22 protein-coding genes are annotated in these 22,063 nt (G+C 72.9%); 6 read left to right on the top strand and 16 right to left on the bottom strand.

Annotation, left to right across the window (positions count from 1 at the left end; genetic code table 11):
* Positions 1 to 3 precede the first annotated feature (3 nt).
* From ACQEXA_RS42895 to infC, 5 genes are all read right to left on the bottom strand, one after another.
* On the bottom strand, positions 4 to 1,155 hold the full coding sequence (locus ACQEXA_RS42895) for an ATP-binding protein (protein WP_432925822.1): 1,152 nt from the start codon (positions 1,153 to 1,155) through the stop codon (positions 4 to 6).
* Positions 1,156 to 1,206: 51 nt separating this feature from the next.
* On the bottom strand, positions 1,207 to 2,067 hold the full coding sequence (locus tag ACQEXA_RS42890; protein ID WP_432925824.1) for a TrmH family RNA methyltransferase: 861 nt from the start codon (positions 2,065 to 2,067) through the stop codon (positions 1,207 to 1,209).
* A gap of 147 nt (positions 2,068 to 2,214) precedes the next feature.
* Entirely contained in the window at positions 2,215 to 2,601 is a 387-nt protein-coding gene (gene rplT, locus ACQEXA_RS42885; protein WP_359389756.1) for a 50S ribosomal protein L20, read from the bottom strand.
* A gap of 110 nt (positions 2,602 to 2,711) precedes the next feature.
* Positions 2,712 to 2,906, bottom strand: coding sequence for a 50S ribosomal protein L35 (gene rpmI, locus ACQEXA_RS42880; RefSeq protein WP_003947156.1), 195 nt, complete (start codon positions 2,904 to 2,906; stop codon positions 2,712 to 2,714).
* A gap of 108 nt (positions 2,907 to 3,014) precedes the next feature.
* A complete protein-coding gene (infC, locus tag ACQEXA_RS42875) occupies positions 3,015 to 3,662 on the bottom strand; it encodes a translation initiation factor IF-3 (protein ID WP_359390237.1) in 648 nt (215 codons plus the stop codon).
* 429 nt (positions 3,663 to 4,091) lie between these two features.
* On the opposite strand from infC, the gene ACQEXA_RS42870 reads away from it, so the two are divergent.
* The gene (locus ACQEXA_RS42870; protein WP_432925827.1) at positions 4,092 to 4,484 is read left to right on the top strand and encodes a DUF1844 domain-containing protein; all 393 of its coding nucleotides are present in this window, start codon (positions 4,092 to 4,094) and stop codon (positions 4,482 to 4,484) included.
* Between the two features lie 63 nt (positions 4,485 to 4,547).
* On the opposite strand, the gene ACQEXA_RS42865 is transcribed toward ACQEXA_RS42870, so the two are convergent.
* Complete coding sequence (locus tag ACQEXA_RS42865; protein ID WP_432939012.1) at positions 4,548 to 5,279, bottom strand: SseB family protein; 732 nt, start codon at positions 5,277 to 5,279, stop codon at positions 4,548 to 4,550.
* A 150-nt stretch (positions 5,280 to 5,429) separates the two neighbouring features.
* Here ACQEXA_RS42865 and ACQEXA_RS42860 point away from each other — a divergent pair, with 150 nt between their 5' ends.
* Complete coding sequence (locus tag ACQEXA_RS42860; protein WP_432925829.1) at positions 5,430 to 6,377, top strand: serine hydrolase; 948 nt, start codon at positions 5,430 to 5,432, stop codon at positions 6,375 to 6,377.
* A 22-nt stretch (positions 6,378 to 6,399) separates the two neighbouring features.
* Here the strand turns inward: ACQEXA_RS42860 and mycP are convergent, their stop codons facing one another.
* Positions 6,400 to 7,578 carry a type VII secretion-associated serine protease mycosin gene (mycP, locus tag ACQEXA_RS42855; protein ID WP_432925831.1) on the bottom strand — a complete coding sequence of 393 codons (1,179 nt, stop codon included), beginning with the start codon at positions 7,576 to 7,578 and terminating at the stop codon, positions 6,400 to 6,402.
* Positions 7,575 to 8,600 carry a hypothetical protein gene (locus ACQEXA_RS42850; RefSeq protein WP_432925833.1) on the bottom strand — a complete coding sequence of 342 codons (1,026 nt, stop codon included), beginning with the start codon at positions 8,598 to 8,600 and terminating at the stop codon, positions 7,575 to 7,577. The genes mycP and ACQEXA_RS42850 overlap by 4 nt, the downstream gene beginning before the upstream one ends.
* Positions 8,601 to 9,467: 867 nt before the next feature.
* Between ACQEXA_RS42850 and ACQEXA_RS42845 the strand changes: the two genes are divergently transcribed.
* Complete coding sequence (locus tag ACQEXA_RS42845; RefSeq protein ID WP_432925835.1) at positions 9,468 to 10,670, top strand: amino acid deaminase/aldolase; 1,203 nt, start codon at positions 9,468 to 9,470, stop codon at positions 10,668 to 10,670.
* A 34-nt stretch (positions 10,671 to 10,704) separates the two neighbouring features.
* On the opposite strand, the gene ACQEXA_RS42840 is transcribed toward ACQEXA_RS42845, so the two are convergent.
* Genes ACQEXA_RS42840 through ACQEXA_RS42820 form a run of 5 tightly spaced genes read right to left on the bottom strand, consistent with a single transcriptional unit; the run spans position 10,705 to position 16,498 of the window.
* The gene (locus ACQEXA_RS42840) at positions 10,705 to 11,619 is read right to left on the bottom strand and encodes a DUF2510 domain-containing protein (RefSeq protein ID WP_432925837.1); all 915 of its coding nucleotides are present in this window, start codon (positions 11,617 to 11,619) and stop codon (positions 10,705 to 10,707) included.
* A 46-nt stretch (positions 11,620 to 11,665) separates the two neighbouring features.
* Positions 11,666 to 12,922, bottom strand: coding sequence for a haloacid dehalogenase-like hydrolase (locus ACQEXA_RS42835; protein WP_432925839.1), 1,257 nt, complete (start codon positions 12,920 to 12,922; stop codon positions 11,666 to 11,668).
* 26 nt (positions 12,923 to 12,948) lie between these two features.
* Positions 12,949 to 13,740 carry a 3-oxoacyl-ACP reductase gene (locus tag ACQEXA_RS42830; protein WP_432925841.1) on the bottom strand — a complete coding sequence of 264 codons (792 nt, stop codon included), beginning with the start codon at positions 13,738 to 13,740 and terminating at the stop codon, positions 12,949 to 12,951.
* Positions 13,737 to 15,116: an aldehyde dehydrogenase family protein gene (locus ACQEXA_RS42825; RefSeq protein WP_432925843.1), complete on the bottom strand. Its 1,380-nt coding sequence runs from the start codon at positions 15,114 to 15,116 to the stop codon at positions 13,737 to 13,739. Before ACQEXA_RS42825 ends, ACQEXA_RS42830 begins: the two co-directional genes overlap by 4 nt.
* A gap of 11 nt (positions 15,117 to 15,127) precedes the next feature.
* On the bottom strand, positions 15,128 to 16,498 hold the full coding sequence (locus ACQEXA_RS42820; protein WP_432925845.1) for a glutamine synthetase family protein: 1,371 nt from the start codon (positions 16,496 to 16,498) through the stop codon (positions 15,128 to 15,130).
* Between the two features lie 75 nt (positions 16,499 to 16,573).
* Between ACQEXA_RS42820 and ACQEXA_RS42815 the strand changes: the two genes are divergently transcribed.
* Together ACQEXA_RS42815 and ACQEXA_RS42810 are read left to right on the top strand one after the other, a co-directional pair.
* The gene (locus ACQEXA_RS42815) at positions 16,574 to 17,320 is read left to right on the top strand and encodes a FadR/GntR family transcriptional regulator (protein ID WP_432925847.1); all 747 of its coding nucleotides are present in this window, start codon (positions 16,574 to 16,576) and stop codon (positions 17,318 to 17,320) included.
* 84 nt (positions 17,321 to 17,404) lie between these two features.
* Positions 17,405 to 18,094 carry a gamma-glutamyl-gamma-aminobutyrate hydrolase family protein gene (locus ACQEXA_RS42810; protein ID WP_432925849.1) on the top strand — a complete coding sequence of 230 codons (690 nt, stop codon included), beginning with the start codon at positions 17,405 to 17,407 and terminating at the stop codon, positions 18,092 to 18,094.
* Here ACQEXA_RS42810 and ACQEXA_RS42805 read toward each other — a convergent pair.
* Entirely contained in the window at positions 18,050 to 19,030 is a 981-nt protein-coding gene (locus tag ACQEXA_RS42805) for a LysR family transcriptional regulator (protein ID WP_432925851.1), read from the bottom strand. The genes ACQEXA_RS42810 and ACQEXA_RS42805 overlap by 45 nt on opposite strands.
* Positions 19,031 to 19,101: 71 nt before the next feature.
* Between ACQEXA_RS42805 and ACQEXA_RS42800 the strand changes: the two genes are divergently transcribed.
* On the top strand, positions 19,102 to 20,223 hold the full coding sequence (locus ACQEXA_RS42800) for a TDT family transporter (RefSeq protein ID WP_432925853.1): 1,122 nt from the start codon (positions 19,102 to 19,104) through the stop codon (positions 20,221 to 20,223).
* Here ACQEXA_RS42800 and ACQEXA_RS42795 read toward each other — a convergent pair.
* Both ACQEXA_RS42795 and ACQEXA_RS42790 read right to left on the bottom strand, forming a co-directional pair.
* Complete coding sequence (locus ACQEXA_RS42795; protein ID WP_432939014.1) at positions 20,189 to 20,908, bottom strand: helical backbone metal receptor; 720 nt, start codon at positions 20,906 to 20,908, stop codon at positions 20,189 to 20,191. The genes ACQEXA_RS42800 and ACQEXA_RS42795 overlap by 35 nt on opposite strands.
* A 184-nt stretch (positions 20,909 to 21,092) precedes the next feature.
* Positions 21,093 to 21,668, bottom strand: a complete 576-nt coding sequence (locus ACQEXA_RS42790) for a helix-turn-helix domain-containing protein (RefSeq protein ID WP_359389720.1) — start codon at positions 21,666 to 21,668, stop codon at positions 21,093 to 21,095.
* Between the last annotated feature and the right edge of the window lie 395 nt (positions 21,669 to 22,063).

Here is a 22,063-nt window from a genome sequence, read left to right as displayed (position 1 = left end):
GCGTTACAGGAGATACGCCGGTGTGCCCACGGGCAGGCTAAATCGGAACTCGGCCCCGCCACCGCGGGCGCGGCCGACCGTGATGGTTCCGCCGTGGGCCTCGACGATGCCCTTGACGATGTAGAGCCCGAGACCCGTACCGCCGCGCTTGCTGCCCCGCCAGAAGCGGGTGAAGACGCGGTTCATGGATTCCTCCGGGATGCCGGGGCCCTCGTCGCTCACCGTGACCGACGTGGCGGTGTTCTCGTCGTTCCCCTCGTCCCCCGCTTCGCGCCGGGACGCCGAGGGGGTGATGTCAATGGTGACGGTTCCCTCACCATGGCGCACGGCGTTTTCGATCAGGTTGCTCAGCACCTGGTCGATCTTGTCGGGGTCGGCCCAGAGGGCGGGCAGCGGGTGCTCCATGCGCAGCAGGAAGCGATCGGCCGGCTGGCCGGCGGCGACATACGCCTGGATGTGCCGTCCGACCGCCGCCCCCATGTCGACGGGCTGGCGGCGCAGCTCCAGCCGCCCGGAGTCGATCCGGGAGATGTCCAGCAGTTCGGCGATGAGCCGGGTGACGCGGTCGGCGTCGGCGTCGACGGTCTCCAGCATCAGCCGCTTCTGGTCGTCGGTGAAGCGGTCCCACTTGGCGAGCAGGGTGGCCGTGAAGCCCTTGACGGACGTGAGGGGCGAGCGCAGTTCATGGGCCACCGTGGCGATCAGCTCGGCGTGGCTGCGCTCGGTGCGGCGTCGCGCCTCGGTGTCCCGGAGGCAGACGACGACGCGGCGGATGGGCCCGGTGGGGTGGGTCCGTACGTAGTGCGCCGACACGAGCACTTCCCGCCCGCCGGGCAGCAGCAGGTTGCGCTCCGGCTGCCGGACGCGGATGGTGAGGCCGCCGTACGGATCGGTCAGCTGCCACCAGCGCCGCCCCTCCAGGTCCTCCAGCGGCAGCACCTGGTCGAGTCGCCGGCCGAGGGCCTCCACAGCGGGCAGGGCGGTGATGCGGCCGGCCGCGGCGTTGAAGCAGATCACCAGGCCGCGCTCGTCGGCGACGACGAGTCCGTCGGGCAGTTCGTCCGAGTCGATGCCGAGCCCGGCGAGATCACCGGGCTCGGAGGCGGGCGTGCGGCCCGCGTCACGTGCTCCCGGTGCCCTGCTCGTGCCGATCATGCCCGTACCCCACCTCTCGTCGGGGGGCGCACCCCCGAGCCCGCCACCCTACTAGCCGGATGTGACGGAACGGCACCCTCCGGCCGCGCGCTGTGCACGCGCGGACGCATAGAGACATACGGCGGCGGCGGTCGCGAGGTTCAGGCTCTCGGCCTTTCCGTGGATCGGCACCCGCACCACGGCGTCGGCGAGCGTCCGGGTCTCCTCCGGCAGCCCCCAGGCCTCGTTGCCGAAGACCCAAGCGGTGGGGCCGCCCATGGTGCCCTTGTCGAGCTCGTCGTCGAGGTCGTGCTGCCCCGCACCGTCGGCGGCCAGGATCCGCACTCCGGCGCCCTTCAGCCCGGCGACGGCGTGCTCGACGGGGACGCCGACGGCCACCGGCAGATGGAAGAGGGAGCCGACGGAAGCGCGGACAGCCTTGGGGTTGTACAGATCGACGGAGGCGTCGGTGAGGACGACGGCCTCGGCACCGGCGGCGTCCGCGCAGCGCAGAACGGTCCCGGCGTTCCCGGGGTCGCGCACATGGGCGAGGACGGCGACCAGCTTGGGGCGTGCCTCGAGGATCTCGTCGAAGGGCGTGTCGAGGAACCGGCAGATCCCGACGAGGCCCTGCGGGGTGACGGTGGTGGAGATGTCGGCGATCACGTCCTCGGCCGCGAGGTGTACCCGGGCCCCGGCGTCACGGGACTCCCCCACGATGTCGGCGTACCGCTCCGCGGCTTCGACGGTGGCGAACAGCTCGACGAGGGTGGGCCGGCCCTCGGCGCGGTGCGCGGCGGCCTCCCGTACGGCCTGCGGCCCCTCCGCGAGAAACAGCTGCTCCTTCCCCCGGAAGCTCCGCCTGGCGAGCCGCCGCGCGGCGCTGACGCGGGGGGAACGGGGGGAGATCAGCTCGGGGGTGGCGGGAGCCATGGTGTTCACTTCCGGGGGTTCAGGAGTCCGTCGGCGCGCGGCGGCGATCCGCGGAGCGGCGGATGTGTCGTCTTCGGAACGCAGTCGGACCCGCAGGCTGGGAAGCCTGCGGGTCCGTGATCACGTCGGCCAAGGCCGGCGCAGCGGTCAGGCGGCCGCCTTCGGGGCGTTCACATCCGCCGGCAGCGCCTTCTGCGCGACCTCGACGAGCGCGGCGAACGCGCCGGCGTCGTTGACGGCCAGCTCGGCCAGGATCTTGCGGTCGACCTCGACGTTCGCGGCCTTCAGACCCTGGATGAAGCGGTTGTAGGTGATGCCGTTGGCGCGGGCAGCGGCGTTGATGCGCTGGATCCACAGCTGACGGAAGTCGCCCTTGCGCTTCTTGCGGTCGTTGTAGTTGTAGACCAGCGAGTGGGTGACCTGCTCCTTGGCCTTGCGGTACAGGCGCGAACGCTGACCGCGGTAGCCGGAGGCCTGCTCGAGGATCGCCCGGCGCTTCTTGTGGGCGTTGACTGCCCGCTTGACGCGTGCCACTTTTTAACTCCTTGTAGCGGGGCCGCGGTTGAACTCACGCGGCCCGGAATCGATTGGGTCCCGGTCCAGACGTGCGGCGCGAAGGGATCGAAGGATCCGGCGCCGCCGCGTCACTTGCCGAGAAGCTTCTTGATCTTCTTGGCGTCGCCCGGGGCCATCTCGGCGTTGCCGGTGAGGCGACGCGTCAGACGGGACGACTTGTGCTCGAGCAGGTGGCGCTTGCCGGCGCGCTCGCGGAGCACCTTGCCGGAGCCGGTGATCTTGAAGCGCTTGCTGGCACCGCTGTGCGACTTGTTCTTCGGCATAGCGCCGTTCTCTCCTCGTCGGTGGCGCTCCGGTGCCCGGTCACTGAAACCGGGCACGTTGGAGCGTCGCTCTTGTATCGGTTGGTCCTGGGACTGACGTCCCGGGGGTCACGCCTCGGCGGAAGCCTCGGCCGGGGCCTCGGTGGTCTCGGGCTCGGCGGCGTTCTGCGAGCGGCCCGGGTGGGCCTTCGCCTCGGCCTTGCGAGCCTCCTGCGCCTGACGAGCCTCGGCCATGGCCTCGGTCTTCTTCTTGTGCGGACCGAGAACCATGATCATGTTCCGGCCGTCCTGCTTCGGGTTCGACTCGACGAAGCCGAGGTCCTGGACGTCCTCCGCGAGACGCTGCAGCAGCCGGTAGCCCAGTTCGGGCCGGGACTGCTCGCGACCGCGGAACATGATCGTGATCTTGACCTTGTCGCCCTGCTTGAGGAACCGGACGACGTGACCCTTTTTGGTGTCATAGTCGTGCGGGTCGATCTTCGGCCGGAGCTTCATCTCCTTGATGACCGTGTGCGCCTGGTTCTTGCGCGCCTCACGGGCCTTCATGGCCGACTCGTACTTGAACTTCCCGTAGTCCATGAGCTTGCAGACGGGCGGACGGGCGTTCGCCGCGACCTCGACCAGGTCCAGGTCGTACTCCTGCGCAAGCTCCAGGGCCTTGGCAAGCGGCACAATGCCCACCTGCTCGCCACTGGGACCGACAAGTCGCACCTCGGGAACGCGAATCCGGTCGTTGATGCGGGGCTCGGTGCTGATGGATCCTCCTCGGTAGCACCATCACGACCGTCTGGCGGACAGCCGCATATGTCTGGTTGACATGGGACCCAACCATCGCGGCGCATGAAAAATGCCCCGGACGGTACACAGGCGGGGCTCCAAAGATTCCGGAGCACCGCCGCGGGTGGACCGCGGGGCGCACATTCGGGCGACTCCACCGTCCGTACGGAACGGTGGTGGCCGCCTGACCGGTGACCCGCCGTCCCGGAGGACGGTCAGGTGGGAGATCGGAGCCTCCACTTGTGGGCCGGGCACTGCCATGTCCGGCCGGTCGTCACACAAGGTTAGCAGCTCCCCGGGAGTGGTGCGAACCGGCGTGCACCGGGCATCTGCCGCCCCGCCCCCGAGGCCGCCTCCCCTGCCCTCCCGGGAGCGGAGAGGCAACTGCCGGGGCCTATCGTGAGGGACATGAGTGACTCCCCCGAGGAATCCCCGGCCGCCGCTGAGTCCCCGGCCGCCGACGAGAACCGCGACTTCGACGCCATGGCCCGTGACATCGCGGAGGTCCCCGCGGTCGAGGTGATCGTCACGGTCGCCGTCAACCTGATGAGCGCCGCTGCCGTGAAGCTCGGGCTGACCGAGGAAGGCGACAAGTACAAGGACCTGGACGAGGCCCGCAAGCTGGTGCACGCCCTCGCCGGGCTGCTCGACGCGAGCGCGACGGAGATCAGCTCCTTCCACGCGGCTCCCCTGCGCGACGGCCTCAAGTCGCTCCAGCTCGCCTTCCGCGAGGCGTCGGTCGTCCCGGACGAGCCGGGCCAGGGCCCGGGCGAGAAGTACACGGGGGCGGTGTACGGCTAGACGGCCGGACCGCACGGGCCCGGCAGGGTCTTCGCACCCCGCCCCGCCCCGGGAGCGGAAGCGTCAGGAACGCACGAACAAGGGCTCGCCCGGAGGCGTCGCCCCGGCCGGCAGTACTGCCAGGTCGAGGCCGCGCACCAGGCGGGCCCTCAGCGTGTCGTCGGCGGCCATGCGCTGTGCCACCGCGCGGGCGGCCTCGGCCGGGGGCGCGGACGGGTCCAGGACGAGCGCCAGGGTGCCGTCGGCCTGCCCCGCGCCGAAGTAGGCGCGCAGCACGGCGGGCTCGGCGGCGACGGCGGCCCGCACCGCCGCGGTCACGGCCGGGTCGGCGAGCGGATCGGTCGTCGTGCGCCCCTCCGCGAGGGCGAGCAGCGCGGGGCCCGTGAGCTCGAACGGCACCGGTCCCGACAGGTCCAGCACGATGGTGTCGGCCTTCTCGTGCACGGCGGCCTGCAGGGCCTGGTGCAGGGGGACGGCGACGGGGCGGGCCGCCGGGTCCCAGCGGGCCAGCGACTCGGTGGAGGTGAAGGCGGGCAGGGCGGTACGACTGCCGGCCTTCAGCGTCGGCACGGCCATCTCGCTGGTCTTCTCGCGGCGCAGCCCGTTCCCGTCCTCCTCCGTCTCTCCGAGGATCGCGACGACGGGAACCAGCAGCCGTGCGCCCTTGAGCGCCTCCAGAACGGGCCCGACGACGGTGCGGTCCTCGGCCCACGCGGTGAGCGCCGCGCTCAGCCGCGGATCGGCGCTGCCGTCGTCGTCGGAGAAGCCGGAGTCGGGAATGTTCTTGTTCGCCACGGTCACCGACCCTATCGGGGGGCCTTTGCCGCGCTTGTGCCGACCCTGCGGCACGGCGGCCATGCGGTTCACGGGTTTCTCAGACATTGCTGAGCCGCATCTCACGTCCGTCCAACGCCCCGCACAGCACCGCCCCCGAGCATCGCGGCCATGGAGTCCCACAGAGCCCGTCGCCGCCGCGCCCGTTCCCCGCGGCGCCGCCCGCTGCTGTACACGATGCTCGCCACGATCGTCGTCGTCGGCGGTACGGCGGCCGGGACGGCGTATGTGAGGGCGCAGGCGCACGCCGACACGGGCGCCGTATCGTCGCAGTCGTCGGTGACGCCCTCGGCGTCGGCCACGGCGAGCCAGGAGGCATCGGTGGAACCTGCGGCGGAGCCCTCGGTGGACCGGGGCGCGTTGCTGGCGAAGGCCATGAAGTCGGTGCCCGCCGAGGACGGGACGGACGTGGCCGTGGCCGTCCTCGACATGGACTCCGGTGACAGCGCCGTGTACGGCGACGGCGCCTTCGACACGGCCAGCATCGTGAAGGTGGACATCCTGGCGACGCTGCTGCTCCAGGCGCAGGACGCGGACCGCAAGCTGACCGAGCAGGAGAAGACGTACGCCACCGCGATGATCGAGGACAGCGACAACGCCTCGGCGACGGCGCTGTGGACCGCGATCGGGGAGGCGGGCGGGCTCGACAGCGCGAACAAACGCTTCGGCCTCACGGCCACCACGGGCGGCGACGGTCCTCTGTGGGGCCTGACGCAGACCACGGCAGCCGATCAGCTCACCCTGCTCCAGCAGGTGTTCGGCGACGGCTCGAAGCTCAGCGACGCCTCGCGGTCGTATGTCCAGGAGCTCATGGGGAACATCGCGGCGGGCCAGCACTGGGGGGTGTCAGCGGCCGCCGACGGGTCCCGGTGGGCGCTGAAGAACGGCTGGCTGGCGCGCAGCACGACCGGTCTGTGGGACGTCAACAGCATCGGGCGGATCACGGCCGACGGCCACGACTATCTGGTGGCGACCCTGTCGAACGGCAACTCCACGCAGGAGAAGGGGATTTCGCTGGTGGAGGCGGCCGCGCGGGCGGCGGTCGCGGTGTTCGCCTGACGGCTCGGCCCCGAGCCGGTGCTCACAGGCCTCGGGTGCGCGTCCTGGTGCGGCCCCGCCACAGCACCACCGAGGCCACCAGCAGCGCCACGCCCAGACCGCCCGCCAGCGCGCCCGCCCAGCTCGGGGAGCCCCCGGCGCCGTCGGCCTTGTCGGGGCCCTGACCGAAGTACTTCTGGCCGTACGCCGCCGGGTGCAGGGACTCCGGTTTCAGCCCGGCCGCCGCCTTGATGGCCGCCGCGGGGTCGATGAACCCGAAGCCGCGGGAGTCGTCCCGACCGCCGGTGGGGGCGTTGCGGGCCGTACGCTCCAGGAGCTGCTTGATCTCGGCCGGGGCGAGGCCCGGATGGGCGGCCTTGATCAGCGCGACGGCGCCCGAGACGAACGCGGACGCCGCGCTGGTGCCCCAGCCCTCGTAGTACTTGCGGTCGGGATCGGCGATGACGACGTCGACGCCCGGCGCGCTGACGGTGGCGTACCAGCGGCGGGTGGAGAAGGAGGCGCGGACACCGTAGCGGTCGACGGCGGTCGCGGCGATCACGCCCGGATAGGCCGCCGGGTACGAGATGTGGTCGCCCTTCTCGCCGCCGTTGCCTGCCGAGGCGACGACGACGGCGCCCTTCTTCAGTGCGTACTGCACCGCGTCGTCCTCGGCCGCTTCGGGGTGCGCGGAGTCCGAGTCGTCGCCGAGGGAGAGGTTGATGACGTCGGCGCCGTGGTCGGCGGCCCAGCGGATGCCCTCGGCGAGGGCGTTGCCCCGGGTGTTGCGTGCCCGGGTGCGGGCCGCGTCGCCGTCCTCGAGGATGACGCGGACGGGCAGGATCTTCGCCTCCGGAGCGACACCCACGACTCCGTCGGTGTCGCCGTAGCCATGACCGTGACCGGCGATGATGCCGGCCATGGCGGTGCCGTGCCGGGCCCATGACCGGTCGCCGCGCCCCGCGCCGAAGCCGACCATGTCCTTGCCTGTGAGGACGTTGCCTGCCAGGTCGGGGTGGGTCCCGTCGACGCCCGTGTCGAGGACGGCGACGGTGATCCCCTTCCCCTTGGTCGTCTGCCAGATCTGCTGGGTGTGCAGGGCGTCCAGAGCCCACTCCTGGGCGCGTATGCCGTCGGCGTGCGCCGCCGTCGCGGGCAGCACGGCGAGGGAGCCGGCGAGCAGGACGGTGAGGAGCCGTGCGCCGGTTCGGTGGGGGGTCATGACGGTTTTCCCGTGGCCGAGGTGACGGTCTTGCGGAGGAGGGCCTCGACCTGTTCGGCGAGTCCGGTCGCCTCGTTGCCGAGGCCGGCCTGGGCGGGGGCCGTGGTGGCGCCGGTCTGCATGGCCTGTACTGCGGGCTGAGGTTCACTGACGGTGCGGCCGTCGGCGAAGCCCGAGACGGCGTAGACGACGACGGGGATGTCGGCGAGGACCGAGACCGTCCAGGAGGCCCGCTGCGCGTCGCCGAACCTCTCGGCGACGGTGCCCTTGGCCGCGTACGGGCGGGGCATCAGATCGGTGCGCCGGGCGAGGCCCTCCTTCTTGAAGCGGCTGCGCGCGGCGGACATCGCGGCGGCGTCGGCCCGGGTGAACAGCAGGCCGACGGTGGTGACATGGCTTTGGGTGGCGTCCGTGTAGGTGGCGCGCAGCAGCCGCAGGCACCCGACGGGGGCGAGGGCCTTGCGCAGCAGGGGATCGAAGGCGTCCTTGCAGGTGCCGTCCTGGGCAACGCCGATACGCGTCCAGGTGCGGTCGGCGCCGCCGGGGCCGGCACCCGGTCCGTGGACGGTGGGCGGGAAGAGCTGGTCGACGGGGACGCTGTGCCACAGGCTCCCGGCGACGGCGAACGCGCCCTGCACTCCCTCGCCCGAACCGTCCGAGGTGAGCCAGCTGCCGGTCACCGCACCACCGATGAGCCCGAGCCCGAGCACCAGGCAGGCGGCGGCCGCGGCGGTGTGGGGGTGGACCCGGCCGCCGAACAGCAGCCGGCGTCGGGTGTCGAGGTCGCGTGTGTCGGGCTCGGCGAAGCTCACGAAGGGGCGGGTGGGCGAGGCAGGCCCGGTCTCCTCCTGCGGGTGCTGCAGTCGCGCGGTGGTCTCCACGATGCCCTCGGTGGGCCGGCGGGTGCGCTGCGGCGGCACGCCGGCCGTCGGCGGCGCGTCCGGGAAGCGCGCGGACGCGGCGGGTGGAGGCGGGCCCGCTGGCCGGCTGTTCCGGTCCAGGCGGAGGTTGGGGAAGCGCACGGATCCGGGTGTGCGCGTCGCGCCACCGTCGGGGTCGCTCCCGGACGCCGGCGCCGTGTCGCCGGAAGCGCCGGAAGGGCAATCGCTGTTCGCGCCCGGCCGGTGTGCGGGCCCGCTCGCGCCGGGGCGGGCCGGGGAAGCGCCGGCTCCTGGCCGGTCCGGCGCACCGTCCGCCGCGGCCCGGGGCGGGGGCGTCGTGCCCCAACCGGTGGGCGGCTGTTCGGGCCGGGACGGCCCCGTGCGGACGGACGTTCTGCCGGGCCGGAGCGGCGCCGCCGGCTGCGACGGGGTGCCGGGCCTCAGGGGCTGCTCGGCTTGCGCCGGGAACGAGGACGCGCCAGTGGACGGCGGCTGGGGCGCGGGGGCCTCAGGCGCGGGTGCGCTCCCCGCCGTCGGCGGTCGTTCGGGGCGCGCCGGGATGCTTCCGGGGGCGCGGTCGCGAGCGCGGGACGGGTCGTGCGGCGCGGACGACATGCGGTTCGGTGCCGTCTCGGCCGGCTCATCCGGCGGGGTGGACGGGCGCGGCGGGGTCGTGGGGCGCGGAGGGATGGAGGCGCGGCGCGCTTCCGTGCTCATGCACCCCCCGTTTCGTTGTGGCCGGGCCGCCCCGGACCGTGCCGGGCGATCGACCGCCTATGGGGAGCGGCCGGTCTGCGTGGAGCGGGGCCGCCGCCCCGTCCGGGCAGGCATACCCGCGCGTGCGGCCACCCATCCCGGGCGTGCCCGCCCGGGCGGGGCCACCGCTTCCCCGCGTGCGCGTCACTCTACGGGTTGAAGCGCCTCGAACGGGAACCAGTCCGCAGCACCGCGGCATCTGCCCGGATCGTCCCCCTACCCTGCGGTAATCGCATCTGGCAGGCTTCGTTCATGACTGCCCGCGCCGCAGACAGGGCCCGCTACGACCGGGCCACCGCTCATCTCGACGCTCCCGTCGCGATCGTGGACCTGGAGGCGTTCGACGCCAACGCCGGCGACCTCCTCCGCAGGGCCGGAGGCAAGCCGATCCGGGTCGCCAGCAAGTCGGTTCGCTGCCGCGCCCTGCTCGAACGGGTCCTGGCCCGGGACGGTTTCGCGGGCATCATGTCCTTCACGCTCGCCGAGTCCCTGTGGCTGGCGCGCTCGGGGTTCGACGACATCCTGCTCGCCTATCCGTCGGCCGACCGGCAGGCCTACGCCGAACTGGCCGCCGACCCCAAGCTGGCCTCCGCCGTCACGGTGATGATCGACGACCCGGCCCAGCTGCGCCTCATCGACGACGCCCGCCAGGGCGGCACCGAAGAGGTGCGCGTCTGCCTGGAGTTGGACACCTCGCTCAAGCTGCTCGGCGGGCGGGTCCGGGTCGGCGCGCGGCGCTCACCGCTGCACTCGCCGGCCCAGGTCGCCGAGCTGGCCCGGGTGGTGGCGCGCACGCCGGGCTTCCGGCTGGTCGGGATCATGGCGTACGAGGGCCACATAGCCGGTGTCGGCGACGCGGTGGCCGGGCGCCCGGTGCGGTCGCGGGCCATCCGGCTGATGCAGGCCGCGGCGCGCAGGGAACTCGCCCAGCGCCGTGCCGAAGTGGTGCGCGCCGTCCGGGCGGTGGCACCGGACCTGGAGTTCGTCAACGGCGGCGGTACGGGCAGCGTCCAGCACACGGCCGCCGAGGACGCGGTGACCGAGATCGCGGCGGGCTCGGGGCTGTATGTGCCGCGACTGTTCGACAACTACACCTCGTTCCACGGCCGTCCGGCCGCGTTGTTCGCCCTGCCGGTCGTGCGCCGGCCGGGTGTCGGGGTGGTGACGGTGCTGGGCGGCGGCTACCCCGCGTCGGGCGCCGCGGGCCCTGACCGGCTGCCCGTCCCCCATCTGCCCGAGGGGCTGCGGTACGACCCCCAGGAAGGGGCGGGCGAGGTGCAGACGCCGCTGCTGGGCGCACCCGCCGACGATCTCCTCATCGGCGACAAGGTGTGGTTCCGGCACGCCAAGGCAGGCGAGTTGTGCGAGCGTTTCGACGTGCTGCACCTGGTCGAGGGTGCCGAGGTCACGGCGACCGTACCGACGTACCGCGGCGAGGGGCGCACGTTCCTCTGACCTTCGAGGCCCTCCGGGCTGCCGGGCCGGTCGCTCAGCGGGTGGGCCCGATGCTGCTGCCCACTCCCCCGCCCGTCGCCGCGTCGCCGACCGGTCGGATGCCCCTGGTGATCCTGTCCATGTCAGCGAGCGGCGGTCCGTCGGCGCCCGCGTCGAAGGCGAAGCGGACGATGACGGGCGCCCCCGAGCCGACGCCCGAGGGGAAGGCCAGCGACTGGACGTAACCTCCGGGCCCTTTCGCGGTGCTGACGCGCCAGCGGACGAAGTACCCGGCCCGGCCCGCGACCGCGATCTGACCGGATTTCACCAGCCGGTGAGACGTGATGCCGCCGAAGGGCCGGCTGCCGATCGTGTCGCGGTCGTACTCCGCGTCCGCGGCCTCCGCTATGTCACCTTCGGCCAGCGACCGGGCGGTTGCGCCCGGGCCCGCATTGGCGGTCCGTGAGAGCACCCGGCCGTGGCGGCACAGACCGGGGTCGCCCGGGCAGTCGTAGGTGCCCGGTGTGGTCAGCACGACGTCGTCCTCGGCGACGTTTTCGGGCTTTGCCCAACCCTTGAGGACGGGGAAGGTGATGCCGTTCAGGTCGTCCACGACGACATCCGCGTCCCCGATGGCGGAGGCGGACGCGGCCGGCGAGCCGGCGGCGCTCGTCGGCGCGTACGTCACCGCCGTGGGCGCAGGTCCGGCCTGTGCGGCGCTCCGGCCGTCGTGTCCGAGGACCACCGCCCCGATGACGATCGCCGCGATCAGTACGGCCCCGGCCGTACCGAGCGCGACCGCCTTGGCTCGCCGGGAGCCCCCGCCGTCCACCGGTTGCGGCGGGAGCGGCGGCGGCCCGTGCACCTCGGGTTGGCGCCGGTGGTCCGTCCATCCGGTCCCGTCCCACCAGCGTTCGGTGAGTGGGTACGACGGGTCGCGGTACCAGCCGGGCGGAGGCGTACTGCTCATCCCGGCCACTCTAGGCCGTGCCCGGCGGCACCGCGCCGGTCCCGTCTCAACTCGCCCCGTACACCGTGTCCTTCTGGTCAGGCACCACCGAGCCGTCCCTTCTCAGGACCGGTCCCCGGCTCCCGTCCGGCTCGTTGTAGGCGGTCGTGGAGCACGGGTACGGTTCCGGCCTGCGCGGGAGCGGTTCGATGAACATGGGGTTGACCAGCCAGCGGCCGTCGGCGTCGTCGTACGCCCTGCACATCAGTTCGCTCTTGTTGCGGTTGATCGCCAGGTGGGCGCCGGTGGCGTCGCGGACGAACGTGACGTCGGTGTCGGCGTCGCCCGCCGCGAGCACGGGCCGGTGCGCCGCGTCCTGCTTCCGCCAGGCGGCGGCGCCCCGGACGCCGTAGATCTCCTGGTTGATCCAGCACCGCTTGCCGTCGATGTACGGGATGACCTCGCCCCGGCTCGCGGGGACGTCTCCGCAGCCCTCGGTACGGGTGGTGATACGGCCCCGGCGGTCGAGGACCGAGCGGATCGCGATGGTGTGTGCGGCGTCCACGCCGGCACCGCGCGACCACACCTCGGTGACGGGTTCGAAGCCGGCGGAGACGATGTAGACGTCGAACCGGGCCTGTTGGAGCGTGCGGATCAGATCGCGCTGCTGGTCGTAGTAGCGGGCGTACGCCGGCACCGTGTGGGTGCCGAGGACCCGGGTCGCGCCGACAGGTGCCGCGAGGACCTCCGCGCGCGCCCTGCGGGCGTACGAGGAGACATCGGCGACCGTGTGGCCCGCGAGGAGTTGGGGCACCCAGACGTACTGCGGGATGGTGCGCCGGTGGTTCCAGCGGCCTGCGAAGGCGGCCTCACCGCTCATGGTCGTGCCGTCCTCGTAGATCTCGAGGATCTCGTCCGTGCAGCGGGGTTCGGTGGAGGTCGGCAGGGGCGCGCCCACGGGGGTGGCGGTGCCGCAGGCTTCGCTGAGGGCCCGGTCGGCCGCATCGGTCAGCCACTCGCTGGTGTGCTTCCAGCGGGCCGGGCGCAGGATCCTGTCGTGTGCCAGTGCCCAGTAGAGGGTGGCGTCGGTGACATCGTTCTTGGTGACCGTGTTGTCCCAGTCGAAGACGGCGACCGGGCGGCGGGCGGACGCGGAGCAGCTGCCCCGTTCGTCGATCACCCGTTGCAGGCGTTCACGGTTGTCGCCATACCAATCCCCGCTCAGCCGGGGGCACTTCGGGGGGCGGTCGGTGGCGGTCGGCGAAGGCGGCGCGGCCGCCAGTACGGCGGCCGCGGCCAGGGTCCACGCCAAGAGATGTCTCATATGACGTGGACCGTACCCTTTTGCCCCTACAGGGGTGTGACGTACGCGCCCGAGATTCCGCCGTCCACCAGAAAGTCGGTGGCGTTCACGAAGGAGGAGTCGTCGCTGGCCAGGAAGGCGACCGCCGCGGCGATCTCCTCGGCCTCCGCGAACCGGCCGACCGGGATGTGGACCAGACGGCGCGCGGCCCGCTCGGGGTCCTTGGCGAACAGGTCCTGCAGCAGCGGGGTGTTGACCGGCCCGGGGCACAGGGCGTTGACCCGGATGCCCTCGCGGGCGAACTGCACGCCCAGTTCACGGGACATGGCGAGCACACCGCCCTTGGAGGCCGTGTACGAGATCTGCGAGGTGGCCGCGCCCATGCGGGCGACGAACGACGCCGTGTTGATGATGGAGCCCTTGCCCTGGCGCCGCATGTAGGGGATGGCGGCCTTGCAGCACAGGTAGACGGAGGTCAGGTTGACCTCCTGGACCCGCTTCCAGGCCTCGAGGCCGGTCTCCAGGATCGAGTCGTCGTCGGGCGGCGAGATGCCCGCGTTGTTGAACGCGACGTCGACGGAGCCGTAGGTGTCGAACGCGGCCTTGAACAGCGCCTCGACTTGCTCGGGGTCGGTGACGTCGACCTTGACGAACAGTCCGCCGACCTCCTCCGCGGCCGCCTTGCCGCGGGTCTCGTCCACGTCGCCGCAGACGACATGGGCGCCCTCGGAGGCGAGCCGGCGCACGGTGGCGAGACCGATGCCGCTGCCGGCACCGGTGATGACGGCGGTTCGGCCGGCCAGGCGGCGGCAGATGGTGTCCGGTGTCTGAGCGGTCACTGTGCGGGGCCCTCCGTGCTGATGAAGACGTTCTTGGTTTCGGTGAAGGCGGCCAAGGCGTCCGGGCCGAGTTCGCGGCCGATCCCCGACTGCTTGTAGCCGCCGAAAGGGGTCCAGTAGCGGACGCTGGAGTGGGAGTTGACGGACAGGTTGCCCGCGCGTACAGCCTGGGAGACGCGCAGCGCGCGGCCGACGTCGCGGGTCCAGATGGAGCCGGAGAGGCCGTAGGCGGTGTCGTTGGCGAGGCGGATCGCGTCGGGCTCGTCCTCGAAGGGCAGCACGACGGCGACCGGGCCAAAGACCTCCTCGACGGCCACACGCGCCCGCGGGTCGACGCCGGTGAGGACGGTGGGCGGGAACCAGAACCCGGGGCCCTCGGGGGCCTTGCCGCGGAGACCGGGGGCGTCGTCGGCGACGTAGGAACGCACCCGCTCCAGCTGTGTCCTGGAGATCAGCGGGCCCATCTGGGTGCTCTCGTCGGCAGGGTCGCCGACCAGGACCGACTCGATCGCGGGCGCGAGCAGTTCGAGGAAGCGGTCGTAGGCGGAGCGCTGGACGAGGATGCGGGTGCGGGCGCAGCAGTCCTGGCCGGAGTTGTCGAGGAACGACATGGGCGCGGCGGCCGCGGCCGCGCCGAGGTCGGAGTCCGCGAACACGATGTTGGGGCTCTTGCCGCCGAGTTCGAGGGTGACGCGCTTGAGCAGCGCGGAGCCCTTCGCCAGCACCTGCTTCCCCACGGCCGTCGATCCGGTGAAGACGATCTTCGCCACGCCCGGATGCTCGACGAGCGCGGCGCCCGCGACAGGCCCGTGGCCGGGCAGGACCTGGAACAATCCCTCCGGCAGCCCGGCCTCCAGGGCGAGTTCGGCGAGGCGGAGGGCGGTCAGCGGGGTCGTCTCGGCGGGCTTGAGGACGACGGCGTTGCCGGCCGCGAGCGCGGGAGCGGTCCCCCAGGCGGCGATCGGCATCGGGAAGTTCCAGGGGGCGATGACCCCGACGACGCCCAGCGGTTCGAGAATGGTGACGTCCAGGCCGCCCGGGACCGGGATCTGGCGCCCGGTCAGGCGTTCCACTCCCCCGGCCGCGTAGTCGAGCAGGTCCCGGACGTTGCCCGCCTCCCAGCGGGCGTTGCCGACCGTGTGTCCCGCCTCGAGGACCTCCAGCCGGGCCAGCTCCTCCAGATGTTCGTCGACCGCCGCGGCGAACCGGCGCAGCAGCCGGGCCCGGTCGCCGGGCGGGAGAGCGGCCCACCGGGACTGCGCCCGCGCCGCGCGCAGCACGGCGGCGTCCACGTCGGCCGGACCGGCGGCGGGAACGGTGGCGACGACCGCCTCGGTGGCCGGGTTGAGTACCTGAAGCTCGAGCTCGTTCGGCACGAAAGAACCTTTCACATGCGTTCGAAGGAGCGGCGCAGCTCCCAGTCGGTCACCGCGGCGTCGAAGGCGGCCAGCTCGACACGGGCCATGTTGTGGTAGTGCGCGACCACTTCGTCGCCGAATGCGGCCTTCGCGACGGGGCTGTTCTCCCAGAGCTCGGCGGCCTCGCGCAGGGTCGTCGGCACGTGCTCGTACGCGGCGGTGTAGGCGTTGCCCGGGCACGGCTCGGGAAGCTCCAGCTTCTGCTCTATTCCGTACAGTCCGGCCGCCACCATGCCGGCGACCGCGAGGTGCGGGTTGACGTCGCCGCCGGGCACCCGGTTCTCGAACCGCAGCGAGCGGCCGTGGCCGACGACCCGGAGTGCGCAGGTCCGGTTGTCGTGCCCCCAGGCAACCGCGGTGGGGGCGAAGGAGCCGGGCTGGAACCGCTTGTAGGAGTTGATGTTGGGCGCGTACAGCAGCGAGAAGTCCCGCAGAGCGGCGAGCTGCCCGGCGAGGAAGTGCCGCATGGTCTGCGACATCCCGCCCGGATCGCCGTCCGGGCCGGCCATGACGTTGCGTCCGTGCTCGTCGGCGAGCGAGAGATGGATGTGGCAGGAGTTGCCCTCACGCTCGTTGTACTTGGCCATGAAGGTGAGGGAGACCCCCTCCTGGGCGGCGATCTCCTTGGCACCGGTCTTGTAGACGGCGTGCTGGTCGCAGGTGACCAGGGCCTCGTCGTAGCGGAACGCGATCTCGTGCTGGCCGGGGTTGCACTCGCCCTTGGCGGACTCGACGGTCAGGCCGGCGCCGGCCATCTCGTTGCGGATACGGCGCAGCAGGGGCTCGATGCGGCCGGTGCCGAGCACGGAGTAGTCGATGTTGTACTGGTTGGCCGGTGTCAGGCCCTGGTAGCCGGCGTCCCAGGCCTGCTCGTAGGTGTCCTTGAAGACGATGAACTCGAGCTCCGTGCCGACCTGGGCGCTGTGGCCGAGGGTGGCGAGGCGGTCGAGCTGGCGGCGCAGGATCTGGCGGGGGGCGGCGGCCACGGGCGAGCCGTCGTTCCACGCGAGGTCGGCGATGACCATGGCCGTGCCCTCGTTCCACGGCACCCGGCGCAGTGTGCTCAGGTCGGGGTGCAGGGCGAAGTCGCCGTAGCCGCGGTCCCAGGAGGACATGTCGTAGCCGTCCACCGTGTTCATCTCGGTGTCGACGGCCAGAAGGTAGTTGCAGCCCTCGGTGCCGTGTTCCAGGACCTCGTCGAGGAAGAAGCGCGCGGCGAACCGCTTGCCCTGGAGACGCCCCTGCATGTCGGGGAAGGCCAGGACGACGGTGTCGATCTCGCCGCCCGAGACGAGGGCGTGCAGCTCCTCGACGCCGAGCGGGGGTGTGCGGTGTGCCACGGGAGGTCTCCTTCGGTCCGCCGAGAGCCATAAGGTATTTCCGCGAACCATTGCCTGGGAAGGGGGCGCGGCCAGATGCCGCAGGCGGAATCCGATGGCGGCCCTGGCCGTCCGCAGGACCGGCTGACGCCGGTGTGGCGGCCCGTGCGGGCCGGAAACGGCTTCGAGGAGGCCCTGGAGCAGATCCTCCAGGTCGTGCGCCTCGGGCTGGTGCCCGGCGGCGAGCGGCTACCCGCGGAGCGGGAGTTGGCGGAGCGGCTGGGCATCAGCCGTGTGACGCTGCGCGAGGTGCTGAAGGTCCTCCAGGACGAGGGCCTGGTGGAGTCGCGTCGCGGACGGTACGGCGGCACCTTCGTACGGCCCCGCATCGACGCGGGCGGTGAGGACGAGCTGCGCCGGCGCATCGAGAAGGTCGACATCGAGGACGTGTTGCGGTTCCGTGAGGTGCTCGAAGTGGGGGCGGCGGGCCTGTGCGCGGCGCACGGCCTCACGGCGGAGCAGGCCGGGCGGCTCCGCCAGGCGCTGGCCCGCGCGCAGGACGCACCCCTCGCGGAGTACCGGCGGCTGGACACCCTGCTGCACCTCACGCTGGCCGAGCTGGGCGGGTCGCCGTCGCTGACGGCGCAGTACGCGGCCGTCCGGGCGACGGTGAACGACCTGCTGGACTGCATCCCCCTGCTGGTGCGGAACCTGGAGCACTCGCAGCGCCAGCACGAGGCGCTGGTGGACGCGGTGCTCGAGGGGGACGCGGACGGTGCGCGGGAGATCATGCGGGAGCACTGCGCGGGGACGGCGGCGCTGCTGCGGGGCTTCCTTGCCTGAACAGGCCTGCCGCACGGCCTTGATGCGGCACCCCCCGCCGCGTAAAGGTATGGCTGTGCGCCATTGGAATCCCGGGAGGCCCGAGTGACCGGACGACCGCTGATCGGTGTGAGTACGTATCTGGAGGCCGGTACGCGCTGGGGCGTCTGGGAGCTGGACGCGGCGCTGCTGCCGGCCGGCTATCCGCGGCTCGTGCAGCGGGGCGGAGGACTGGCCGCGATGCTGCCGCCCGACGATCCGGCACACGCGGCGGCGACGGTGTCCCGGCTGGACGGCCTGGTCATCGCGGGCGGCCCGGACGTCGATCCGTCCCGCTACGGCGCGCCACGTTCCCCGCGGACCGGACCACCCGCGCCCGAGCGGGACTCCTGGGAGCTCGCCCTCATCGAGGCGGCGCTGGCCTCGCGCACCCCGTTGCTCTGCATCTGCCGCGGGATGCAGTTGCTGAACGTCGCCGCCGGCGGCACGCTCGTCCAGCACATCGACGGGCACGCGGAGGTCGTCGGAGTCTTCGGCCGGCACTCGGTCCGACCGGTGCCCGGCACGCTGTACGCCGGGGCCGTACCGGAGGAGACCCTCGTACCGACCTATCACCACCAGGCCGTGGACCGCCTCGGCGAGGGACTCGTCGCCTCGGCCCACGCGGCGGACGGCACGGTGGAGGCGATCGAACTCCCCTCCGCCGACTGGGTGCTGGGCGTCCAGTGGCACCCGGAGATGGGAGAGGACCTACGGGTGGTGAAGGCGCTGGTCCGCGCCGCGTCCACCGGCTGACGGAGCCACCCGGAAGTCCTGGCTCCGCGTCAGGCTCAGCAGGTCCCGGCCGGGCCCCGCCGGCCGGTGGCCGGTACGCCAGACGGCTCGCAGCTCGCGGTCGAGCCGCACGCCCTCGACCGGGACGCTGACCAGCCGCCGGGCCGCGAGTTCCTCTCCGACGGCCAGTTCGCTCAGGACGGCCGGGCCCGCGCCGCTCACCGCGGATGCCTTCACCGCCGTCGTGGAGGACAGCTCGAGGAGAGGGCGGGCCAGCCCGCCCAGGGCGGTGGCCAGGACCTGACGGGTGCCGGAGCCCTCCTCCCGCAGCACGAGCGGTGCCGACGCCAGTTCCGCGGCCGACAGCGGCCTGCGGCGGCGCGCCCACGGGTGCCCGGGCGCGGTCACCACGATCAGGCGGTCATGGGCGACGACCGCCGCGTCCAGTCCCGCCGGCACGTCCAGTCCCTCCACGAAGCCGAGGTCGGCCTCGTCCGCGAGCAGGCGTTCCGCGACCGCCGCTGAGTTCCCGGCCAGCAGGGACACCGCCGTGTCCGGCCGCTGGGCGCGCAGCGCGATCAGCCAGCCGGGCAGCAGGTACTCCGCGATGGTCATGCTCGCGGCCACGCGCAGCCGGGAGTCCCGCCGGCCCCGCAGGGCCTGCGCCCCCGCGTCGAAGGCCTCCGCCGCCTCCACGATCCGCCGGGCCCAGTCGGTGACCAGCGCCCCCGCGTCGGTGAGCTGCGAGCCCCGCGGCGAACGGTCCACCAGTGCCACACCCAGCTGCCGCTCCATCGACCGGATCCGGCTGCTGGCCGCGGGCTGGGTGATCCCCAGCTCCCGGGCGGCGCGGCCCAGACTGCCGAGCCGGGCGACGGCGAGCAGCAGCTCCAGCGCGCCCAGGTCCGGCACCCGGTGCGCCAGACCAGCCACCGCATGCCCGAGGTCCTCACCCATAAACCCAGCTTATGTCGTCATAGGGACACGCTCCCTGGTGAGGCGGCCGTCGCGGCGCAATCGTGGACCGCATGGTCACCGCAGTCCAGCCCCTTGCTCTCACTGTCCCCCAACGGCGCGCCCCCGCCGTCCGGCACCTCGGCCCGAACTGGTACGCCGCCGTGATGGGCACCGCGATCCTCGCGACGGCCGGGGCCGGTCTGCCCGGTGCCGCACGGGTGCCCGCGCTGCGGACCGTCTGCGCGGGCGTCTGGGCCCTTTCGCTCGTCCTGCTCGTGGCCCTCCTGTGCGCCCGGGCCGTGCACTGGATCCACCACCGCGACCAGGCGCGCGCCCATCTCGACGACCCCGGCACGGCCCCCTTCTACGGCTGCCTCGCCATGGCGCTGCTCGCCGTCGGCGGGGGCGCCGTTGTGGTCGGCCGGGACTGGATCGGGTCGGGCCCGGCCCTCGCCCTGGACGCCGTCCTGTTCACCGTCGGCACCGTCTCCGGCCTGGTCGTCGCCGTCACCGTGCCGTACCTGATGATCGTCCGGCACCGGATCGAGCCGGGCCAGGCGACTCCGGTCTGGCTGCTGCCCCTGGTCGCGCCCATGGTCTCCGCGGCCCAGGGGCCGCTGCTCGTCCCGCACCTGCCCGCGGGTCAGCCCCGGGAGACGCTGCTGCTGGCGTCGTTCGCGCTGTTCGGGGCCAGTCTGCTCGCCACGCTCACGATGCTGCCGCTGGTGGTCGCCCGGCTCTTCACCGCGGGCCCGCTGCCGCTGCCGCTGACCCCGGCCCTGTTCCTGGTCCTCGGCCCGCTGGGCCAGTCCACCACCGCGGTCGCCGCGGCCGCGCGCGCGGCGACGGGAGTCGTGCCGGGCCCCTACGCCCGGGGACTCGGCGTCCTCGCCGTGCTCTACGGGGTACCGGTGCTGGGCTTCGCCCTGCTGTGGCTTGGGCTCGCCACCGCACTTGTGGTGCGCGCCCGGCGGCGGGGCATGGGCTTCGCGATGACCTGGTGGGCGTTCACCTTCCCGGTCGGCACCTGTGTCACGGGGGCCGAGGCGCTCGCCCTGCGCACCGGGCTCGCCGCCTTCGACGGACTCGCGATCGGCCTGTACGCCGTGCTTCTCGCCGCGTGGTGCTTCGCCGCCGTCGGTACGGGCCGGGGTGTCGTCAACGGCGAGCTGCTCGCAGCGCCTCGGCGATGACCTGGGGCGCGTCGGTCAGCGAGGGCCCGTACCAGGTGAGGTGACGCCCGCTGACCAGCGCGCACGGTGTCCCCTCGAAGGCCTCGGGGCCGTCGGCGGCGGTGAAGCGGTACGGCTCGTCGGGCAGCACAACAAGCCCGGGTGCCGCCTCCCGCAGCTCCTCAAGGGCGATCCGCGGATAGCGCTCCGAATGCGTCGCGTAGACGTTGTCGACGCCCAGCCTGGCCAGGACGTCCCCGGCGAAGGTGTCCCGGCCCAGCGCCATCCAGGGCCGCCGCCAGACGGGGACGACGGCGGTCGTACGGGTCCGCGGCACCGGCAGCCGGGACCACGCGGCCTCGGCCTCCTCGAGCCACCGCGGCCGGCCGGGGGCTCCGCAGGCGGTCATCGCCCGCTCCAGCTCGTCGAAGGCCTGCGGGACCGTCCGCACCTCGGTGACCAGGACCTCGAGGCCGGCCTCGCGCAACGCGGCGAGGTCGGGTTCGCGGTTCTCCTCCTCGTTGGCGAGCACGAGGTCGGGGGCGAGCCCGACAATCCGCTCGACCTTCGGGTTCTTGGTGCCGCCGACCCGGACGACGTCGAGGCCGGCGGGGTGGGTGCACCAGTCGGTCGCACCGGCCAGAGCGCCCGGCACAGAGGCCGCCACGGCCTCGGTCAGTGAGGGCACGAGCGAGACGACACGCATCATGGACGCCGCCTCCCGCTGCCGGCCGGCGGACGGGAGGTGGCTCCTTCCCCGGGGGTGCCGGGGCCGACGTCGGACATACCGGCCAGTATTCCGCGGCACCCGGACGGCCGTCCTCCGGACGGGTCGGCCGAAAGCGCCGCCGGGTCGGCGGGCAGGCCGCGTGCATACCGCCCCGGGGGGATCACCGCCGGCCCGGAGGGTTCTCGACCGCCTCGATATGGTCCGCGACCGCGACCACTATCACCCGGGTCTCCGGCACGGTCGCCCGCCAGCGGTGGCGCACTCCCCCGCTCAGATACAGGGCGTCGCCGCGCCCGAGCCGGTGCGCCCGGCCCTCCGCCTCGATCTCGACGGCGCCGTCGACCACGTACATCAACTCGTCGTTGCGGTGCTGGAATTCGCGGCCCTCGTCGTGATCGCCGATGAACTCCATCGCATGCAACTGGTGGTGGCCGCGGACCAGGGGACGCATGCGCGGCCGTTCCGGCGCGAGCTCCTCGTCATCGGCGCGCAGAACGTCCACGCTGCACGCCGGGTCGGCCGCGGCGAGCAGTTCCACGGCGGTGGTGCCGAGGGCGTCGGCGATCCGCTCCAAGGAGGGCCGGCTGGGGCGTGCCCGCTCGTTCTCCACCTGGCTCAGGAAGGGAACCGACAGCCCGCTGCGCTCGGCCACCACGGCAAGGGTGAGCTCCAGCGCCCGGCGCCGTCGCCGCACGGCCGTGCCCACTCGAAGGGGCTGTTCTTTGTGGTCGCCCATCGCTCCGGCTGCCTCCCTCGCTCGTCGGTCCGTTGGGCTGCCCGGCGGGCGGGTCGCCGCCGTCCGATGGTCCATCGGTGTACTGCTTCTGTCGAGTTGTCTGCACCCTACGCATGTTCGGCAAACCGTTTCATGCGCCCGTCACATCGGTGTCACATACAAGAGTGGTGAGTGTCTCGGTTCGCGCCACCGGGTGAGCCGATCCGCCTCCGGGCGCGCGCCTCCTCCGGGACATGCGCGAAGGGGCTGTCCAGGGGCACGGAACCGCCTTGTGGGGCTGCCCCCGGTCCAGTGACGGCCGGGGCCGGTGGGACCGGCCGTGGCCGCCCGAGCGGGCGGGTGGTGGCGGGGCGGCACTCAGGCCCGCGGGCCCTGGAGCAGCACGACGAGGCCGG

Origin of the sequence: Streptomyces sp. CA-106110, assembly GCF_050936285.1 — a bacterium.
In the GTDB taxonomy this organism is placed as follows: domain Bacteria; phylum Actinomycetota; class Actinomycetes; order Streptomycetales; family Streptomycetaceae; genus Streptomyces.
This window is presented reverse-complemented; position numbering and strand designations above follow the sequence as displayed.

What these genes read in the sequence shown, in the direction of transcription:
- ACQEXA_RS42845 (WP_432925835.1), top strand. Translation starts at nt 9,468, where the DNA reads ATGACTGCCCGCGCCGCAGACAGGGCCCGCTACGACCGGGCCACCGCT.
- mycP (WP_432925831.1), bottom strand. Translation starts at nt 7,578, where the DNA reads ATGACCCCCCACCGAACCGGCGCACGGCTCCTCACCGTCCTGCTCGCC.
- ACQEXA_RS42840 (WP_432925837.1), bottom strand. Translation starts at nt 11,619, where the DNA reads ATGAGCAGTACGCCTCCGCCCGGCTGGTACCGCGACCCGTCGTACCCA.
- ACQEXA_RS42815 (WP_432925847.1), top strand. Translation starts at nt 16,574, where the DNA reads ATGCCGCAGGCGGAATCCGATGGCGGCCCTGGCCGTCCGCAGGACCGG.
- ACQEXA_RS42890 (WP_432925824.1), bottom strand. Translation starts at nt 2,067, where the DNA reads ATGGCTCCCGCCACCCCCGAGCTGATCTCCCCCCGTTCCCCCCGCGTC.
- ACQEXA_RS42790 (WP_359389720.1), bottom strand. Translation starts at nt 21,668, where the DNA reads ATGGGCGACCACAAAGAACAGCCCCTTCGAGTGGGCACGGCCGTGCGG.
- rpmI (WP_003947156.1), bottom strand. Translation starts at nt 2,906, where the DNA reads ATGCCGAAGAACAAGTCGCACAGCGGTGCCAGCAAGCGCTTCAAGATC.
- ACQEXA_RS42895 (WP_432925822.1), bottom strand. Translation starts at nt 1,155, where the DNA reads ATGATCGGCACGAGCAGGGCACCGGGAGCACGTGACGCGGGCCGCACG.
- ACQEXA_RS42805 (WP_432925851.1), bottom strand. Translation starts at nt 19,030, where the DNA reads ATGGGTGAGGACCTCGGGCATGCGGTGGCTGGTCTGGCGCACCGGGTG.
- ACQEXA_RS42870 (WP_432925827.1), top strand. Translation starts at nt 4,092, where the DNA reads ATGAGTGACTCCCCCGAGGAATCCCCGGCCGCCGCTGAGTCCCCGGCC.
- ACQEXA_RS42795 (WP_432939014.1), bottom strand. Translation starts at nt 20,908, where the DNA reads ATGCGTGTCGTCTCGCTCGTGCCCTCACTGACCGAGGCCGTGGCGGCC.
- ACQEXA_RS42860 (WP_432925829.1), top strand. Translation starts at nt 5,430, where the DNA reads ATGGAGTCCCACAGAGCCCGTCGCCGCCGCGCCCGTTCCCCGCGGCGC.
- ACQEXA_RS42835 (WP_432925839.1), bottom strand. Translation starts at nt 12,922, where the DNA reads ATGAGACATCTCTTGGCGTGGACCCTGGCCGCGGCCGCCGTACTGGCG.
- ACQEXA_RS42800 (WP_432925853.1), top strand. Translation starts at nt 19,102, where the DNA reads ATGGTCACCGCAGTCCAGCCCCTTGCTCTCACTGTCCCCCAACGGCGC.